Genomic DNA, 17,294 nt, shown 5'->3' with positions numbered 1-17,294 from the left:
CCGACAAGGAAGCGCCGTAACGCCTGCGCACGCGATCTCACTTCACTTTTTCACTTTCCATTACGCGTTCATTTAATTCCGTTCACTCTCGCGAAAACTTTCACAATGATCATTTTTTCTTTCATAACGAGATCTAAATAACACATTTCAACCTTTCATAATGATTATGATAGTGCACGGTTAAACAACAAAACGACAACCCTACAGGAGAGAACAATGGAAACCATTACGCATGGTGCCGAATGGTTCATCGGGCTGTTTCAGAAAGGCGGCGAAGTGTTCACCGGCATGGTGACCGGTATTTTGCCGCTACTGATAAGCCTGTTGGTCATCATGAACGCACTGATTAACTTTATTGGCCAACACCGTATCGAAAAATTTGCCCAGCGCTGCGCGGGCAATCCACTTGCCCGTTATTTACTGCTGCCCTGCGTCGGCACGTTTGTCTTCTGCAACCCTATGACGCTGAGCCTCGGGCGCTTTATGCCAGAGAAGTACAAACCCAGTTATTACGCTGCCGCCTCCTACAGTTGCCACTCGATGAATGGCCTGTTTCCGCATATCAACCCTGGCGAGTTGTTTGTTTATCTGGGGATTGCCAACGGTCTGACAACGCTGGGCTTGCCGCTCGGCCCGCTGGCGGTGAGCTACCTGCTGGTCGGCCTGGTGACCAACTTCTTCCGCGGCTGGGTTACCGACCTGACCACGTCCATTTTCGAGAAGAAAATGGGCATTCAGCTTGAACAAAAAGTCCAACTCGCTGGAGCAACATCATGACGCGCATAGTGATTGAAAAAGGCACCGGCGGCTGGGGCGGCCCGCTGGAAATCGACGCCAGCACTGAGAAAAAAATCGTCTATATCACTGCAGGCACCCGTCCGGCAATTGTCGACAAGCTGGCGCAACTCACTGGCTGGCAGGCGGTAGACGGCTTTAAAGAGGGCGAACCGCCAGCAGAGGAGATCGGCGTCGCGGTGATCGACTGTGGCGGTACGCTGCGCTGCGGCATCTATCCGAAACGCCGTATCCCGACGGTGAATATCCACGCCACCGGGAAATCGGGCCCGCTGGCGCAGTACATTCTGGAGGATATCTATGTCTCTGGCGTGAAAGAGGAAAATATCCATCTGCACGGTGAAGCGCCGACCGTCGCGCCAAAACGCACGGTGACAAAGGATTACGACACCAGCAAAAAGATCACCGAGCAGAGCGATGGCCTGCTGGCGAAAGTCGGCATGGGCATGGGCTCGGCGGTCGCGGTGCTGTTCCAGGCCGGACGCGACACCATCGACACGGTGCTGAAAACCATTCTGCCGTTTATGGCCTTCGTCTCGGCGCTGATCGGCATCATCATGGCCTCCGGGCTTGGCGACTGGATTGCCCACGGCCTCGCGCCGCTTGCCAGCCATCCGCTCGGGCTGGTGACGCTGGCGCTAATCTGTTCCTTCCCGCTGCTGTCACCCTTCCTCGGCCCAGGCGCGGTGATTGCCCAGGTCATCGGTGTGCTGATTGGTGTGCAGATCGGCCTCGGCAATATCCCGCCACATCTCGCCCTGCCCGCGCTGTTCGCCATTAACGCCCAGGCGGCGTGCGACTTTATCCCGGTGGGCTTGTCGCTGGCGGAAGCGCGTCAGGAGACGGTCCGCGTCGGCGTGCCCTCCGTGCTGGTCAGCCGATTTTTAACCGGTGCGCCAACGGTGTTAGTCGCCTGGTTTGTCTCCGGTTTCATTTATCAATAAGGGGTGTTTTATGAGTGTGATTTATCAAACCACCATTACCCACATCGGTGAGAGCGCCCCGGATGCGCTGAGCGACAACATGCTGATCACCTTCCGCGAAGGCGCGCCTGCGGATGTCGCCGAGTTCTGTTTTATCCACAACCACGGTGCGCTTTCGGGCGCGCTGTTACCCGGTGCGCAGTTTGAACTGGGCGAACGCCGCTACCCGGTCACGGCCGTAGGCAACGTGGCCGAGCAGAATCTGCGTGAGCTGGGTCATATCACCCTGCGTTTCGATGGACAAACGCAGGCGGAATACCCCGGAACGGTACACGTCGCAGGCCCGGTGCCTGACGGAATCGCCCCCGGCTGCATTTTGAAATTTGTCGCTTAAGTCGTAAGGAGAAGAGTATGAAACAGGTTGCCGTTGTCATTGGTGGAGGACAAACCCTTGGGGCGTTCCTTAGCCGTGGGCTTGCCGCAGAAGGTTACCGCGTGGCGGTAGTGGATATTCAAAGTGATAAAGCGGCAAATGTCGCCCAGGAGATCAACAGCGAGTTTGGCGAAGGGATGGCCTACGGCTTTGGCGCGGACGCCACCAGCGAGCACAGCGTACTGGCGCTGGCGCGCGGTGTGGATGAGATTTTTGGCCGCGCGGATTTGCTGGTCTACAGCGCCGGTATCGCCAAAGCGGCATTTATCAGCGACTTCGCGCTCGGCGATTTCGACCGTTCCTTGCAGGTGAACCTGGTGGGCTATTTCCTTTGCGCACGCGAGTTCGCGAAGTTGATGATTCGCGACGGCATTCAGGGGCGCATCATCCAAATCAACTCCAAATCCGGCAAAGTGGGCAGCAAACACAACTCCGGCTACAGCGCGGCGAAGTTCGGCGGCGTGGGCTTAACGCAATCACTGGCGCTGGATCTGGCCGAGTACGGCATTACCGTGCATTCGTTGATGCTGGGCAACTTATTGAAATCACCGATGTTCCAGTCACTTATCCCGCAATATGCCAGCAAACTGGGCATCGCGGCGGACGAAGTGGAGCAATATTACGTCGACAAAGTGCCGCTCAAGCGCGGCTGCGACTACCAGGATGTGCTGAACGTGCTGATGTTTTACGCCAGCCCCAAAGCCTCTTACTGCACCGGTCAGTCGATTAATGTCACCGGCGGTCAGGTGATGTTCTGATCCGCATGGCCCTCCGCGCGGGGGCCTGATTTAAAAGGAGATCGCTATGGTTTCAGCCCTGATTACCGTTGCCGCCATCGCCTGGCTTTGCCAGATGGCGCTTGGCGGCTGGCAAATCCGCGAGTTTAACAAAGCGTTTGATACGCTGTGCCAGCGCGGGCGCGTCGGCGTTGGGCGCTCCGGCGGGCGTTTCAAACCGCGCGTGGTGCTGGCCGTCGCGTTTGATCAACAAGACCGCGTGACCGACACCCTGCTAATGCGCGGTCTCACCGTTTTTGCCCGACCAACAAAAATCGACCACGTAATGGGGATAAAAAGAGAGGAATTAGAGCCTGATGTGATCTTTCCCCATGATCCGGGCTGTCAGAATGCTCTATCATTAGCGCTTAAAATGAAACATTGATAATTTCGTTGTGAACGCTAATAGCTTGCGAAATTATCATTTCGCAACGTAACGCAGGATATCAGCGCCTATGAAACCACGTCAGCGTCAGGCGGCTATTCTTGAGCATCTGCAAAAGCAGGGAAAGTGTTCTGTTGAAGAGCTGTCAGCTTACTTCGACACCACAGGGACGACCATACGTAAAGATCTCGTCGCGCTGGAACATTCCGGCGCGGTGATCCGCACTTATGGCGGTGTGGTGCTCAACAAAGATGAAGCCGATCCCCCGATTGATCACAAGACGCTTATCAATACCGTGCAAAAAGGGCTGATTGCCGAAACGGCAGTGACCTACATCCACGACGGCGATTCGATCATCCTTGATGCGGGCAGTACGGTGCTGCAAATGGTGCCGTTGCTCAGCCACTTCAATAACATCACGGTAATGACCAACAGTTTGCATATCGTTAACGCCCTATCTGAGCTGGATAACGAGCAAACGATCCTGATGCCGGGCGGCACCTTCCGTAAGAAATCGGCCTCGTTCCACGGCCAACTGGCGGAAAACGCCTTTGAGCATTTCAGCTTTGACAAGCTGTTTATGGGCACCGACGGCATCGATCTGAACGCGGGCGTCACCACGTTTAACGAGGTGTTCACCGTCAGCAAAGCGATGTGTAACGCCGCGCGGGAAGTGATCCTGATGGCAGACTCCTCCAAATTTGGCCGTAAAAGCCCGAATGTGGTCTGTAGCCTGGAGAGCGTGGATAAACTGATCACCGATTCGGGGATCGCCGCCGACGTGCGCGCCGCGCTGGAAGCCAAAGGGGTTGAAGTGATCATTGCCGGAGAAAAACATGAGTGAGTCATTAATTAACGCCGGACGGCAAACCCTGCTGCTGGAGCTTCAGGAAGCCAGCCGCCTGCCGGATCGCCTCGGTGAAGCATTTGTGCGCGCCGCCGAAACCGTGCTGCACTGCGAGGGGAAAATCATCGTCTCCGGGATCGGCAAATCCGGCCATATTGGTAAAAAAATTGCGGCGACGCTTGCCAGCACCGGCACACCGGCGTTTTTCGTCCATCCGGCGGAAGCGCTGCATGGCGATCTTGGCATGATCGAAAGCCGCGACGTGATGTTGTTTATCTCTTACTCCGGTTCGGCCAAAGAGCTGGATCTGATCCTGCCGCGTCTTGAAGAGAAATCCGTCGCGCTGCTGGCGATGACCGGCAAACCGCGCTCCCCGCTGGCGCTCGCCGCACGGGCGGTGCTGGATATCTCGGTTGAACGCGAAGCCTGCCCCATGCACCTGGCTCCCACTTCCAGCACCGTCAACACGCTGATGATGGGCGACGCGCTGGCGATGGCGGTAATGCAGGCGCGCGGGTTTGATGAAGAGGATTTTGCCCGTTCCCACCCGGCTGGTGCGCTTGGCGCGCGGTTACTCAATAAAGTGCATCATCTGATGCGCAAAGAGGAGCAGATCCCGCAGGTGCAACTTACCACCAGCGTGATGGACGCGATGCTGGAACTGAGCCGCACCGGTTTGGGTCTGGTCGCGGTCTGCGACAGCCAGCGCCATGTAAAAGGTGTATTTACCGATGGCGATCTTCGCCGCTGGCTGGTGTCAGGCGGGGCGCTAACCGCGCAAGTTGATAAAGCGATGACGCCCGGCGGCATCACGCTGGAAGCGGGCAGCCGCGCCGTGGACGCTAAAGAGCGCTTAATGCAGCGCAAAATTGCCGCCGCCCCGGTGGTGGATGACGCCGGTTTACTGGTCGGCGCCATCAACCTGCAAGATTTCTACCAGGCCGGCATTCTGTAACGCTTCATCCCGGACGTTTCGCCAGCCGATGCAGGCTGGCGACATCACTTTACCCATTTCAGGCAGGCGGGAATGCGTTAACGCTTAAGCCCCAGACGTTTCGCCAGCCGGTGCAGGTTGGCGACATCCATCTCCAGACCGCGCGCGCAGGCCGCCCAGTTACCGCCCTGCTCTTCCAGCGTGCGGGAAATCAATGCCCGCTGAAAATCCTCCGTCGCATCTCGCAGATTTTGCTCTACGGGCAGCGGCGTCACCGCAGCGGAGGGGGCCACCGGTTCATCGTTAAGCGCAAAATTGCGCGCTTCCAGCACCACGTCATCACGGTTACGCGTACCGCGCGCCAGCACCACCGCGCGGTGAATGGCATGTTCCAGTTCGCGCACATTGCCCGGCCAGCCATAACTCAGTAAATGCGCGCGCGCGCCGGGGCTTAACGCCACTCTCCCCAGCCCCAGCCGCAAACGGCACTGCTCGCAGAAGTAGCCCGCCAGTAAAACAACATCTTCCCCGCGCTCGCGCAGCGGCGGTACAGAAAGCGGAAACACGCTCAACCGATGGTAGAGATCGGCGCGAAAACGCCCGGCCAGCACCTCTTCACGCAGGTCGCGGTTGGTAGCGGCCAGTACGCGAACATTCACACGCAGGCTGCGGTCGTCGCCGACGCGCTGAATATCCCCGTATTGCAGCACGCGCAGTAATTTCGCCTGCAACGACAGCGACAGCTCGCCAATCTCATCGAGAAACAGCGTGCCGTTGTCCGCCATCTCGAATTTGCCACTGCGGTTGCTGATAGCGCCGGTAAACGCGCCTTTAACGTGACCGAACAGTTCGCTTTCGGCCACACTTTCCGGCAGCGCGGCGCAGTTGAGATAGACCAGCGGATTGATGGCGCGCGGCGAACCTTCATGGATAGCTTTCGCCACCAGCTCTTTACCGGTGCCGGTTTCACCGCTGATCAACACGTTCAGATCGGAAGCGGCAACGATATCGATCTCTTTTTTTAGCTGTTCCATGCCCGCCGACAGGCCAATCATTTCGCTGCGCGTTACCTGTTCGAATGCCGCCGGTGCGCCAGGCAGCATATTCTGACTCTCCAGCTGCTCTATCAGCAGCGCGTTATTCAGCGCACCTGCCGCCAGCGCGGCAATCAACCGCAGCTCTTCATCGCTAAAGGTGTCGAACTGATCCGGCGACATGCCATCGAGCGTCAGCGCACCAATCAGATTTTGCCCAGCGAACAGCGGCAGCCCAACGCAGGCGTGCACTTTCAGGCTCTCCTGACCGGGGATCAGCCCATCGTAGGGATCGGGCAAATCGCTGTCGGCGGGAAAACGCACAACATCACCTGCACGGGCGATCGCCTCCAACCGTGGGTGGCCTTCCAGCGTAAAGCGCCTGCCCAGCACATCCTGCGCCAGCCCGTCGATGGCCAGTGGAATAAACTGCCGTGCGTCGTAGCGCAGCAGCGCCGAAGCGTCGCACTCCAGCACCTGGCGCAGAGTGGTGATTAGCCGCTGGAAACGATCCGCATGGCCGATACCGCTTTGCAGTTCTATGGCGATCCCCGCCAGTACATTCAGCGAAAAACTCATACCTACCTCACTGTCGTTTTGACAATGCATAGTGTCATATTGACTGTATTTATCATAGTCATATTGACAATTTATTTTTTCAAGGAATCAATAAAAAACTTATAAATCAACATAATAAAAAGTTGGCACGCAACTTGATATTAGCCCTGCATCGAATTGAGAAAACTGCACAGGACAACTGATATGGCTATTCATGTAAAAAACAACATTCACTGGGTCGGACAACGTGACTGGGAAGTTCGCGACTTTCACGGCACTGAATATAAAACCCTGCGCGGCAGCAGCTACAACAGCTATTTGATCCGCGAAGGCAAAAACGTGCTGATCGATACCGTCGATCATAAATTTAGCCGTGAGTTCGTGCAGAACCTGCGCAGCGAAATCGATCTGCAGATGATCGACTACATCGTTATCAACCATGCGGAAGAAGATCACGCCGGTGCGCTGACCGAACTGATGTCGTATATCCCCAACACCCCAATTTATTGCACCAATAACGCCATCGACTCGATTAACGGCCATCACCACCACCCTGAATGGAATTTCAACGTGGTGAAAACCGGCGACACGCTGGATATCGGCAACGGTAAACAGCTTATTTTTGTCGAAACGCCAATGCTGCACTGGCCGGACAGCATGATGACCTACCTGACTGGCGATGCGGTGCTGTTCAGTAATGACGCTTTTGGTCAGCACTACTGCGATGAACGTCTGTTCAATGATGAAGTGGATCAAACGGAACTGTTTGAGCAGTGCCAGCGCTACTACGCCAACATCCTCACACCGTTCAGCCGCCTGGTGACACCAAAAATCACCGAGATCCTCGGCTTCAACCTGCCTGTCGATATGATTGCCACTTCACACGGCGTGGTATGGCGCGATAACCCGACGCAAATTGTTGAGTTGTATCTGAAATGGGCGGCGGATTACCAGGAAGATCGGATCACGATTTTCTACGACACCATGTCCAACAACACCCGCATGATGGCCGACGCTATTGCGCAGGGCATTAACGAAGCCGACCCGCGCGTGGCGGTAAAAATCTTCAACGTCGCCCGCAGCGATAAAAACGACATTCTGACCAATGTGTTCCGCTCCAAAGGCGTGCTGGTCGGCACCTCGACCATGAACAACGTGATGATGCCGAAAATCGCCGGGCTGGTTGAAGAGATTACCGGCCTGCGTTTTCGCAATAAACGCGCCAGCGCTTTTGGCTCCCACGGCTGGAGCGGCGGCGCGGTTGACCGCCTGTCAACCCGTTTACAGGACGCCGGTTTTGAGATGTCGGTCAGCCTGAAAGCGAAGTGGCGACCGGATATCGACGCGCTGGAAGTGTGCCGCCAGCACGGGCGCGATATTGCCCGCCAGTGGGCGCTGTCGCCGCTGCCGGAGCCGGTAAACAGCCCAGCCGCCAGCGCACAAGAAACCTGCGCCTGCGCAGCGGCGGCAGCGGCCGATCTCGGCCCATCCATGCAGTGCAGTGTGTGCCAGTGGATTTATGATCCGGCAAAAGGTGAGCCGATGCAGGATGTCGCACCGGGTACGCCGTGGCGCGAAGTGCCGGACAATTTCCTCTGCCCGGAATGTTCCCTTGGTAAAGAGGTGTTTGACGAACTGGCAACGGAGGCAAAATGAGCGCAGGTATTGTCATTATCGGTTCGGGCTTCGCCGCCCGGACACTGGTGAAAAACATCCGCAAACTGGACAGCACCATACCATTGACGCTGATTGCCGCCGATGGCATGGAAGAGTACAACAAGCCGGATCTCAGCCATGTGATTAGCCAGGCGCAACGCGCCGAGGATCTGATTCGCCAGTCGGCGGGCGAGTTCGCTGAGCAATATAATCTGCGGCTGTTCCCGTACACCTTCGTCAGCGCCATCGACACGCAAGCGCGGGTGGTGAAAAGCGCCGACAAACAGTGGCAATACGACAAACTGGTGCTGGCGACCGGGGCAAAGGCGTTCGTTCCGCCGCTGCCGGGGCGCGAAAAAATGCTCACGCTCAATAGCTTGCAGGAGTATCACGCCTGTGAAACCACCCTGCGCGATGCCAGCCGCGTGCTGATTGTAGGTGCCGGGCTGATTGGCTGCGAGCTGGCGATGGATTTTCGCCGCGCGGGCAAAACCGTGACCGTTTTGGATAACGCCGCCAGTATTCTGCCTTCGTTAATGCCACCGGAAGTGAGTGGCCGCCTGCAACACTGCCTGACGGCGCTGGGCGTACGCCTGCTGCTGCAATCGCGTTTAGTGCAACTCGACGAGCATGAACAGGGGGTGCGTGCGCAACTGGATGACGATCGCTACATCGATGCGGATGTGGTCGTTGCCGCCACCGGGCTGTCGCCGCAGGTATCGCTGGCGCAGAACGCCGGACTGGAGGTTGGGCGTGGCATCGTGGTGGACGGCACGCTGCAAACCAGCAATCCGCACATCTTCGCTCTCGGTGACTGTGCTCAGATCAACGGTCAGGTGCTGCCGTTCCTGCAACCGATCCAACTGAGCGCGATGACGCTGGCGAAAAACCTCACCGGCAACAGCACGCAACTGGTACTGCCCGCGATGCTGGTGAAGGTGAAAACGCCGCTGATGCCGCTGCATCTGGCCGGGGAAACGCACCGCACCGATCTGCGCTGGCACATTACCACCGGGGCCGACGGCATGGTGGCAAAAGGGCTGGACGCCGAGGATAAACTGCGCGCGTTCGTGGTCAGCGAAGACAGAATGAAAGAGGCGTTTGCCCTGCTTAAAGCGCTGGCGATATAGCCCGCGCTGCCGCTACCAGCCCCTGGCCGAAAGCAATGCCGCCATCACCGGCCGGGAGCTGGTGCGCAAACAACAAAGTAAACTCCGCAAGATAGTGCTGTAAGCGTTTTTTCAGCAGGCGGTTATGCATTACGCCGCCGCTGAACGCCAGCACATGAATGCCACGCCGTGCCGCTTCCTGCCGCGCCAGTGCTGCCATGCCCTGCGCCAGCGCATCATGGAATGCCCATGCGCGTTCGGCGGGTGTGGCCTGCCAGTTCAGCCAGCGTTGCCAGAACGCCGCCAAATCCAGCATGGTACCGCAAAGCGGCATCTGAACCGGATGTTCAACGGACGCAACGCTCGCCGCCAGTGCTTCCAGTTGGCAGGCCGCTTCACCTTCATAGCTCAGGTGCAGCGGCGCACAACCGAGTGCACAGGCAATGGCATCAAATAAGCGACCGCAGGATGAGGCTTTCGGCGCATTAACCCCGCGTTCAATTGCGCGCGCCAGCATCGGCCAGTTCTGCCGCTGGATATCGGCGGTTTCCGGGTAGCGCTGCCAGTCAGGGACAAACGCCAGCATCTGCGCCAGCAAGTTGCGCCACGGCTGCTGCGCGGCTAAATCCCCGCCGGGGAGCGCCACCGCCGGTAACCCGCCTAAGTGCTCACACTCGCGGTAATTGGCCCGCAGGCATTCGCCGCCCCACAGCTCGCCGCCTTCGCCCATACCGATGCCATCAAGCGTTATTGCAATGACATCGCCGCCCTCCAGCGGCCAGCCGTGTTCACCAAGGCAGGCAGCGGCGTGAGCGTGGTGATGCAACACCGTCTGCACCGGCAGGCCATAGCTGCTGGCCCATTGATGCGTGCGATAACCCGGATGAGCGTCCACCACCACCTGCTCCGGGTGGAAATCGTAAATATCCTGCATCAGGCGCAGCGCACCGCACCACTGCGCTTCGACGCCTTCATCGGTGAGATCGCCAAAATGCTGACCCGGCACCGCGCTGTTACCGCGCAGCAGGCAAAAGGTGTTTTTCAGATCCGCGCCCAGACAGAGCAGCGGCGGAAGATCGTTAAACCCCGGCGGCAGCGACATCGCGTCCGGCACATAGCCGCGCGAACGGCGTAGCATCTCCCCGCTCGCGCGCACTACGGAATCATCCATGCGCTGGACAATATCGCGGTTGTGCAGCAAAAAGCCGTCGGCGATATCCGCCAGATCGCTTAACGCCTCGTCATTATCGATTGCGGGCGGTTTGCCGCTCAGGTTGCCGGACGTCATCACCAGTGGGCGCTGTAGTTCCTGCGCCAGCAGGTGTTGCAGCGGATTGGCAGGCAACATGACACCCACTTCATCAAGGCCGGGAGCTATCGCCTCGCACAGCCCGCTCACGCGCTCTTTTTCCACCAGCACAATCGGTGCGGCGGGTGTCGCAAGTAAACGCTGCGCCTGTGTCGTCACGCCTTCCGCGCCGGGTACCATCACCGCCAGCGGTTTGGCCGGACGATGTTTTCGCGCGCGCAGATGCATCACCGCCGCCTGGTTCGTTGCATCACAAGCGAGATGAAAACCACCAATGCCTTTTACCGCCACAATGCCACCGCTTTTTAGCAGCGCGACAGCCGCCTGTAGCGCCGCTTCCCCATGTGCATGCTGTTCGCCGCTGCGCCATTCAAGCGCGGGGCCGCATTCATGGCATGCGACGGGCTGAGCGTGAAAACGCCGGTCCAGCGGATCGCGGTATTCGGATTCGCAAACCGGGCACAACGGAAAACGTGCCATCGCGGTGTTAGGCCGGTCATAAGGCATAGCGCGAATAATGGTGAAGCGCGGCCCGCAGTGGGTGCAGTTAATAAATGGGTAGCGATAGCGGCGTTCAGAAGGGTCGTTCATCTCCGCCAGGCAAGCCGGACAGGTTGCCGCGTCGGGAACAATTTGGGTATTCATTGCGCCACCCGCGCTGTGGCGAATGGCGAAATCAAGCGGTAAAACGGACCAGCAAAACGGCGCGCTGGTTACCATATCAATGCGCGCCAGCGGCGGACACTGCTGCTGCAACAGGGCGAGAAATTCGCGCTCGTTACCGAGCAGGCGAATCTCCACACCCTGCGCATCATTACAGACATCGCCTTTCAGCCCGAGCTGTTGCGCCAGTTGCCAGACAAAGGGGCGGAAGCCCACCCCTTGTACTTTTCCGTACACGCGCAAACAGACACCGTTGCTGTTGGCCGTGTCATCATTGCATTGCTGCATTGAGCAATCGACTCTTCATCTGTTGATAAGTGCTCTGAGTGTACTCTTCGGCCCAGCGCTGATCGTTGATCGCACTCACCCGAACTGCGCAATATTTGGTCTCCGGCGTTTTTGAAATCGGATCCAGATTATCCTGCGTCAGTTCGTTACACGCACCAATCCACCACTGATAAGTCATATACACGCTGCCGTGATTGACGCGCTCGCTGACATCCGCGCGGGTGATCACCTTGCCGCGACGCGACTCAACCCACACCAGTTGGCGATCCTGCACCCCCAGCGCTGCCGCATCGTCCGGGTTAATCTGCACAAATCCGGGTTCATCGGCGAGGGTTTGCAGCGCCGCACAGTTGCCGGTCATTGAACGACAAGAGTAGTGACCCACTTCGCGCACCGTACAGAGCACCAGTGGGAACTCATCATCCGGGCGTTCCGCTGGCGCACGCCACTGGGCAGCAAAAAGATGACCTTTGCCGTCCGGTGTATCGAATTTGTTGTTCTGATACAGATATGGCGTGCCGGGGTGATCCAGCGTCGGGCAAGGCCACTGAACGTGTCCCATATCGCCCATTTTTTCGTAGGTCACCCCGTAGAACAGCGGGCACAACTCGCGCAGCTCATCCCAGATTTGCTGGTTGTTGTCGTAGTGCATCGGGTAGCCCATTGCCGTGGCGATCAGGCTGATGATTTCCCAGTCGCGCTTGACGTTGTACTTCGGCTCAATGGCTTTTTCAAAACGCTGGAAACCGCGATCGGCACAGGTAAATACGCCACCATGTTCGCCCCAGGAGGTGGCGGGCAGCAGCACATCGGCTTGTTCGGCGGTTTTGGTCATAAAGATGTCCTGCACCACCACGAAATCGAGCGCTTCAAAGCCTTTACGCACCAGGCCTAAATCCGCTTCGGTCTGCAACGGATCTTCGCCCATGATGTAGTAGGCTTTCACTTTGCCTTCCAGCGCCAGGTGCGGCACTTCGGTAATGCGCACGCCTACTTTATCGTCCATCACCGCCGGGTCGATACCCCAGGCTTTGGCGAATTTAGCGCGTACTTCCGGGTTTACCACATCCTGGTAGCCAGGGAACTGGTTGGGGATCACGCCCATATCGCACGCGCCCTGCACGTTGTTTTGCCCGCGTACCGGGCCAACACCAACATGTTCACGACCAAGATTACCGGTGAGCAGCGCCAGGCTGGAGAGCCCTTTCACCACGTCCACCGCCTGGCCGAACTGGGTGACGCCCATGCCCCACATAATGGTGGCAGACGGCGCGGCGGCATAGGTGCGCATCGCCTGACGTACCTGTTTTGCCGGCACGCCGGTAATGTGTTCCACCGCTTCCGGCGCGTAATCTTTTACCGTTTCGCGGTACGCCTCAAGCCCGGTGGTAAAGCTGGCAACATAATCTTTATCGTAGAGCTCTTCTTCCAGCAGCACATAACCAAAGGCGTTGACCAGCGCCATGTTGCAGCCGTTATTCAGTTGCAGGTGCTGGTCGGCGATACGCGCGGTTTCGATGCGGCGCGGATCGCAAACAATAATTTTCGCCCCTTTCTGTTTGGCTTTGATCACCCGGCGCGCGACGATCGGGTGTGAATCGGCGCAGTTATAGCCAAACACCAGCAAACAACTGGAGTTTTCGATATCGCCAATAGAGTTACTCATCGCACCGTTGCCGAGCGTTTCCTGTAAACCCGCAACAGACGGACCGTGGCAAACACGCGCGCAGCAGTCGACGTTGTTGGTGTTGAGCACGCCGCGGGCAAATTTTTGCATGACATAGTTGGTTTCATTGCCCGTGCCGCGTGACGAGCCGGTAGTCATAATGGCGCGCGGGCCATATTTCGCTTTGATATCGCTAAGGCGTTTGGCGGTGTAGCGGATCGCTTCATCCCAACTGACCGGCGTCAGTTTGCCGCCTTTTTCGTAGCGGATCATCGGCTGGGTCAGACGCGGCGTCAGCAGTTTGGTGTCGTTGAGGAAATCCCAGCCGTAGTAGCCTTTCAGGCACAGTTCGTTCTGGTTAGTGTGGCCGTTGGCCGCTTCCGCACGGATGATTTTTCCGTTATCCACGACCAGTTTCAGTTTGCAGCCAGCGCCACAGTAAGGGCATACGCTCGTAATTTTTTTCATCAGTAACAGACCTGTTAAAAGTGAAATTCAGATTGTTTAGAACACCAGGGAAACGGCGCCATCCAGCGCGGCGCGACGACGTTTTTCCGCGCTCATCTGTTCCAGTAAGTTGCGATCGACACACACCAGCGCGTTGGTCGGGCAGGCCTGCATACAAGCGGGGCCGCTTTCGCGGTGGTGGCACAAATCGCATTTGTTGGCTTCAGCTTTCTCCGCGCGCACATTCAGGCCTGCGCCGCTGTGGCGAATAACCGGGCGCACTACCACTTCCATCGCGCCGTACGGGCACGCGACTACGCAGGTTTTGCAGCCAATGCAGCGCTCCTGCATCACATGCACAAACCCTTCGTCGCGGCTGATGGCGCCGTTCGGGCAGACATTCGCGCAGGGCGCGTCTTCGCACTGACGGCACAATGTCGCCGTCGACACATTGACACCCTTGATGACATGAATACGCGGCAGAAACGTCTCAGGGGTGAGCGCCGCGCAATCCTGGTTTTCCTGATGAGACACCACGCAGGCGACCTCACAGGTGCGACAGCCGATGCATTTTGCAGCGTCAGCCATAATAAATCGGTTCATGAATTCCTCCGGTAAAAGGCGATATCCCGCCGGAGTATTCACAAAGCGTGCCAGAATTATAATTAATTGTAATTAAATGAATTTTATAAAAACAGTGGGCTGTCATCGACAGAAGTGACGATGACAGCTGACGAGATCAGGCGTGCGGGCCGTTAATGATGGAATCGCGAGTGATAAGCTCGCCGGGAAAGGTTTGCTGGTAGTGAAAATCGCCGCCATCAAGCATAAAGATCAGGCGGTTAATCGTCTCTTTGATCATCTCCGTGACCGGAATTTTCACGCTGGAGAGCGCCGGCACGGTAAATGGCGCAATGGCGATATCATCAAACCCCACCACCGACACCTGCCGGGGTACCGCGAGCTGGCATTCATGCAGCTGCTTAATTGCGCCGATGGCCATATCGTCATTGCTCGCCACCAGCGCGGTAAACGTCGCCTTGCGGGAAAGCAGCTCCGCCACGCCCTGCGCACCGCTGGCTGGCGTCCATTTCCCTTCGACTATCAACTCATTACGCACATCAATCCCGTGCTGCGCCAGCGCGTCTTTATAGCCCGATAAACGTTCAATACCGGTGGGCGAATCCAGCGAACCGGTAATAAACGCAATATCACGGTGACCGCGGGAGATAAGCCGCGACACCACGCTCAGGCTGGAGGCTTTCTGATCAGAATAAACGCAGTGGCTGGCGTGTTTACGCAACCGGCGGTTGAGCACCACGATGGGCTGCGAGTGGTTATCGATAATCTCATCGAGTTCATCGACGCTAAGAAAGCGCGGGTAAATAATGATCGCGTCGCAGCGCAAATCGAGCAGGTACTGGATCGCCTGGCGCTCCTCTTCGGCGCTGTGTTTGCCGTCTGCCAGCAGCAATCGGCGGCCTTTATCTTCAGTCATGCGCGCGGCGTGAGAAAGCAGTTCGCTAAAGTAAACACCGTGGTAGAGGGTGTTGGTGACCACCAGCCCTAAGGTCTGGGTTTTGCTGGAAGCCAGGCTGCGCGCCAGCAAATTCGGGCGATAACCACTTTCGGTAATGGCCTGAAAAACGCGCGCTTTCGTCTCTTCGCCGACATACCCTTTGCCTGTCAGCACGCGGGAAACGGTGGCTTTCGACACGCCGGCCCGCTTTGCTACTTCCTGCATTGTCGCCATCGATCCTACCCCTCAAAAATCGTGACCCGAAGTGTACTTCAGGCGTTGCGATGATGGGAACACTTAACCCCGACAGATGAACATTTCATACGCATGACATTAAGTGATCATCATCACGATTATAAAAATAACCGCTTTTTACATATTGTTTCACACAATGAAACTCATCATGATTTTGTGGAACCGGTTACCTATTTCATGTTTCATGGCCGCCAGAGCGTGGCGGTGAAACAGTACCTTATTGATAAAACAGGATAAAATCTGATGGCAAAAAATTATGCCGCGCTGGCCCACTCGGTGGTGGGCGCATTGGGCGGAGCCGAGAACATCGCCGCCGTCACGCACTGCATGACACGCCTGCGTTTTGTAGTGAAAGACGAAACCCGTATCGACGCACCAACGCTTAAAAGCGTCAGCGGTGTAATGGGTGTGGTACGCAACGACAATCAGTGCCAGGTGATCATCGGCAACACCGTTTCCCAGGCGTTTCGCGAAGTGGTCAGCCTGCTGCCGCAAAATATGCAGCCGGTTGAAGTACAGACGAAGCAAAAACTGACGTTGCGCCGCATCGGCGCGGGCATTCTGGATGCGTTGATCGGCACCATGTCGCCGCTGATCCCGGCCATTATCGGCGGGTCGATGGTGAAACTGCTGGCGATGGTGCTGGAGATGTCCGGCGTGCTGCCAAAAGGTTCTTCCACGCTGACGATTTTGACGGTGATTGGCGACGGCGCATTCTTCTTCCTGCCATTGATGGTGGCGGCCTCTGCGGCGGTGAAATTCAAAACCAATATGTCGCTGGCGATCGCCATCGCCGGGGTGCTGGTGCATCCGAGCTTTGTCGATCTAATGGCGAAAGCCGCGCAGGGCGAGCACGTTGAGTTCGCGCTGATCCCGGTGACGGCGGTGAAATACACCTATACGGTGATCCCGGCGCTGGTGATGACCTGGTGCCTGTCGTATATCGAACGCTGGGTGGATCGTATTACACCGGCGGTGACGAAAAACTTCTTAAAACCGATGTTGATCGTGCTGATTGCCGCACCGCTGGCGATTGTGCTGATTGGCCCGCTCGGTATCTGGATCGGTAGCGCGATTTCCGCGCTGGTCTACACCATTCACGGCTATCTCGGCTGGCTTTCCGTCGCCATTATGGGTGCTCTGTGGCCGCTGCTGGTAATGACCGGTATGCACCGTGTGTTTACCCCAACCATTATTCAAACCATCGCGGAAACCGGCAAAGAGGGCATGGTCATGCCGTCAGAAATCGGCGCCAACCTGTCGCTCGGCGGTTCTTCGCTGGCGGTGGCATGGAAAACCAAAAACCCGGAACTGCGCCAGACCGCGATGGCGGCAGCAGCTTCCGCGATTCTGGCCGGTATCTCTGAACCGGCGCTCTACGGTGTGGCGGTGCGCCTGAAACGCCCGCTGATTGCGAGTTTAATTAGCGGTTTTGTCTGCGGCGCGGTCGCCGGTATCGCCGGGCTGGCCAGCCACTCGATGGCGGCACCGGGGTTATTTACCAGCGTGCAGTTCTTCGATCCGGCTAACCCGATGTCCATTGTCTGGGTATTCGGCGTGATGGCGCTGGCGGTAGTGTTGTCTTTTGTATTGACGCTGCTGCTCGGGTTTGAAGATATTCCCGTGGAAACAGAGCACAAACCGCAAGCGGCCGGGCCGGCCACTGTAAAAGAAGCACGAGCCTGATTTAAGAAAGC

The 17,294-nt window shown here is 57.4% G+C and carries 15 protein-coding genes; 10 read left to right on the top strand and 5 right to left on the bottom strand.

Annotation, left to right across the window (positions count from 1 at the left end; all coding sequences use genetic code 11):
* Positions 1-216: 216 nt before the first annotated feature.
* The 7 genes from srlA to gutQ all read left to right on the top strand — a co-directional run bounded on the left by srlA (position 217) and on the right by gutQ (position 5,114).
* Entirely contained in the window at positions 217-777 is a 561-nt protein-coding gene (gene srlA, locus JKP81_RS16255; protein ID WP_017459307.1) for a PTS glucitol/sorbitol transporter subunit IIC, read from the top strand.
* Complete coding sequence (locus tag JKP81_RS16250; protein WP_200552540.1) at positions 774-1,739, top strand: PTS glucitol/sorbitol transporter subunit IIB; 966 nt, start codon at positions 774-776, stop codon at positions 1,737-1,739. Before srlA ends, JKP81_RS16250 begins: the two co-directional genes overlap by 4 nt.
* 10 nt (positions 1,740-1,749) lie before the next feature.
* Complete coding sequence (gene srlB / locus JKP81_RS16245) at positions 1,750-2,112, top strand: PTS glucitol/sorbitol transporter subunit IIA (RefSeq protein ID WP_200552539.1); 363 nt, start codon at positions 1,750-1,752, stop codon at positions 2,110-2,112.
* Positions 2,113-2,129: 17 nt separating this feature from the next.
* Positions 2,130-2,909, top strand: coding sequence for a sorbitol-6-phosphate dehydrogenase (gene srlD, locus JKP81_RS16240; protein WP_200552538.1), 780 nt, complete (start codon positions 2,130-2,132; stop codon positions 2,907-2,909).
* A 46-nt stretch (positions 2,910-2,955) separates the two neighbouring features.
* Positions 2,956-3,312 carry a transcriptional regulator GutM gene (gutM, locus tag JKP81_RS16235; protein ID WP_200552537.1) on the top strand — a complete coding sequence of 119 codons (357 nt, stop codon included), beginning with the start codon at positions 2,956-2,958 and terminating at the stop codon, positions 3,310-3,312.
* A 70-nt stretch (positions 3,313-3,382) separates the two neighbouring features.
* Entirely contained in the window at positions 3,383-4,156 is a 774-nt protein-coding gene (locus JKP81_RS16230; RefSeq protein ID WP_065370234.1) for a DNA-binding transcriptional repressor, read from the top strand.
* The gene (gene gutQ / locus JKP81_RS16225; RefSeq protein ID WP_200552536.1) at positions 4,149-5,114 is read left to right on the top strand and encodes an arabinose-5-phosphate isomerase GutQ; all 966 of its coding nucleotides are present in this window, start codon (positions 4,149-4,151) and stop codon (positions 5,112-5,114) included. The genes JKP81_RS16230 and gutQ overlap by 8 nt, the downstream gene beginning before the upstream one ends.
* A 77-nt stretch (positions 5,115-5,191) precedes the next feature.
* On the opposite strand, the gene norR is transcribed toward gutQ, so the two are convergent.
* Positions 5,192-6,706, bottom strand: coding sequence for a nitric oxide reductase transcriptional regulator NorR (norR, locus tag JKP81_RS16220; protein WP_200552535.1), 1,515 nt, complete (start codon positions 6,704-6,706; stop codon positions 5,192-5,194).
* A 183-nt stretch (positions 6,707-6,889) separates the two neighbouring features.
* On the opposite strand from norR, the gene norV reads away from it, so the two are divergent.
* Together norV and norW are read left to right on the top strand one after the other, a co-directional pair.
* Positions 6,890-8,341, top strand: coding sequence for an anaerobic nitric oxide reductase flavorubredoxin (gene norV / locus JKP81_RS16215; protein ID WP_200552534.1), 1,452 nt, complete (start codon positions 6,890-6,892; stop codon positions 8,339-8,341).
* Positions 8,338-9,471 carry an NADH:flavorubredoxin reductase NorW gene (gene norW, locus JKP81_RS16210; protein WP_200552533.1) on the top strand — a complete coding sequence of 378 codons (1,134 nt, stop codon included), beginning with the start codon at positions 8,338-8,340 and terminating at the stop codon, positions 9,469-9,471. The genes norV and norW overlap by 4 nt, the downstream gene beginning before the upstream one ends.
* Here norW and hypF read toward each other — a convergent pair.
* From hypF to JKP81_RS16190, 4 genes are all read right to left on the bottom strand, one after another.
* On the bottom strand, positions 9,452-11,710 hold the full coding sequence (gene hypF / locus JKP81_RS16205; RefSeq protein ID WP_200552532.1) for a carbamoyltransferase HypF: 2,259 nt from the start codon (positions 11,708-11,710) through the stop codon (positions 9,452-9,454). The genes norW and hypF overlap by 20 nt on opposite strands.
* Positions 11,694-13,844 (bottom strand): formate dehydrogenase subunit alpha, encoded by a 2,151-nt coding sequence (fdhF, locus tag JKP81_RS16200; protein ID WP_200552531.1) that lies wholly within the window; start codon positions 13,842-13,844, stop codon positions 11,694-11,696. The genes hypF and fdhF overlap by 17 nt, the downstream gene beginning before the upstream one ends.
* 36 nt (positions 13,845-13,880) lie before the next feature.
* Positions 13,881-14,426: an electron transport protein HydN gene (gene hydN / locus JKP81_RS16195; RefSeq protein WP_020454941.1), complete on the bottom strand. Its 546-nt coding sequence runs from the start codon at positions 14,424-14,426 to the stop codon at positions 13,881-13,883.
* Positions 14,427-14,562: 136 nt separating this feature from the next.
* Positions 14,563-15,576, bottom strand: a complete 1,014-nt coding sequence (locus tag JKP81_RS16190) for a LacI family DNA-binding transcriptional regulator (protein WP_200552530.1) — start codon at positions 15,574-15,576, stop codon at positions 14,563-14,565.
* A gap of 264 nt (positions 15,577-15,840) precedes the next feature.
* Between JKP81_RS16190 and ascF the strand changes: the two genes are divergently transcribed.
* Positions 15,841-17,283: a PTS cellobiose/arbutin/salicin transporter subunit IIBC gene (ascF, locus tag JKP81_RS16185; protein WP_200552529.1), complete on the top strand. Its 1,443-nt coding sequence runs from the start codon at positions 15,841-15,843 to the stop codon at positions 17,281-17,283.
* Positions 17,284-17,294 lie beyond the last annotated feature (11 nt).

Origin of the sequence: Kosakonia sp. LAM2021 (assembly GCF_016620385.1) — a bacterium.
GTDB classification, from domain to species: Bacteria; Pseudomonadota; Gammaproteobacteria; order Enterobacterales; family Enterobacteriaceae; genus Kosakonia; species Kosakonia sacchari.
This window is presented reverse-complemented; position numbering and strand designations above follow the sequence as displayed.

Coding starts and splice junctions, on each gene's coding strand:
- srlA (WP_017459307.1), top strand. CDS start 217: ATGGAAACCATTACGCATGGTGCCGAATGGTTCATCGGGCTGTTTCAG.
- JKP81_RS16250 (WP_200552540.1), top strand. CDS start 774: ATGACGCGCATAGTGATTGAAAAAGGCACCGGCGGCTGGGGCGGCCCG.
- srlB (WP_200552539.1), top strand. CDS start 1,750: ATGAGTGTGATTTATCAAACCACCATTACCCACATCGGTGAGAGCGCC.
- srlD (WP_200552538.1), top strand. CDS start 2,130: ATGAAACAGGTTGCCGTTGTCATTGGTGGAGGACAAACCCTTGGGGCG.
- gutM (WP_200552537.1), top strand. CDS start 2,956: ATGGTTTCAGCCCTGATTACCGTTGCCGCCATCGCCTGGCTTTGCCAG.
- JKP81_RS16230 (WP_065370234.1), top strand. CDS start 3,383: ATGAAACCACGTCAGCGTCAGGCGGCTATTCTTGAGCATCTGCAAAAG.
- gutQ (WP_200552536.1), top strand. CDS start 4,149: ATGAGTGAGTCATTAATTAACGCCGGACGGCAAACCCTGCTGCTGGAG.
- norR (WP_200552535.1), bottom strand. CDS start 6,706: ATGAGTTTTTCGCTGAATGTACTGGCGGGGATCGCCATAGAACTGCAA.
- norV (WP_200552534.1), top strand. CDS start 6,890: ATGGCTATTCATGTAAAAAACAACATTCACTGGGTCGGACAACGTGAC.
- norW (WP_200552533.1), top strand. CDS start 8,338: ATGAGCGCAGGTATTGTCATTATCGGTTCGGGCTTCGCCGCCCGGACA.
- hypF (WP_200552532.1), bottom strand. CDS start 11,710: ATGCAGCAATGCAATGATGACACGGCCAACAGCAACGGTGTCTGTTTG.
- fdhF (WP_200552531.1), bottom strand. CDS start 13,844: ATGAAAAAAATTACGAGCGTATGCCCTTACTGTGGCGCTGGCTGCAAA.
- hydN (WP_020454941.1), bottom strand. CDS start 14,426: ATGAACCGATTTATTATGGCTGACGCTGCAAAATGCATCGGCTGTCGC.
- JKP81_RS16190 (WP_200552530.1), bottom strand. CDS start 15,576: ATGGCGACAATGCAGGAAGTAGCAAAGCGGGCCGGCGTGTCGAAAGCC.
- ascF (WP_200552529.1), top strand. CDS start 15,841: ATGGCAAAAAATTATGCCGCGCTGGCCCACTCGGTGGTGGGCGCATTG.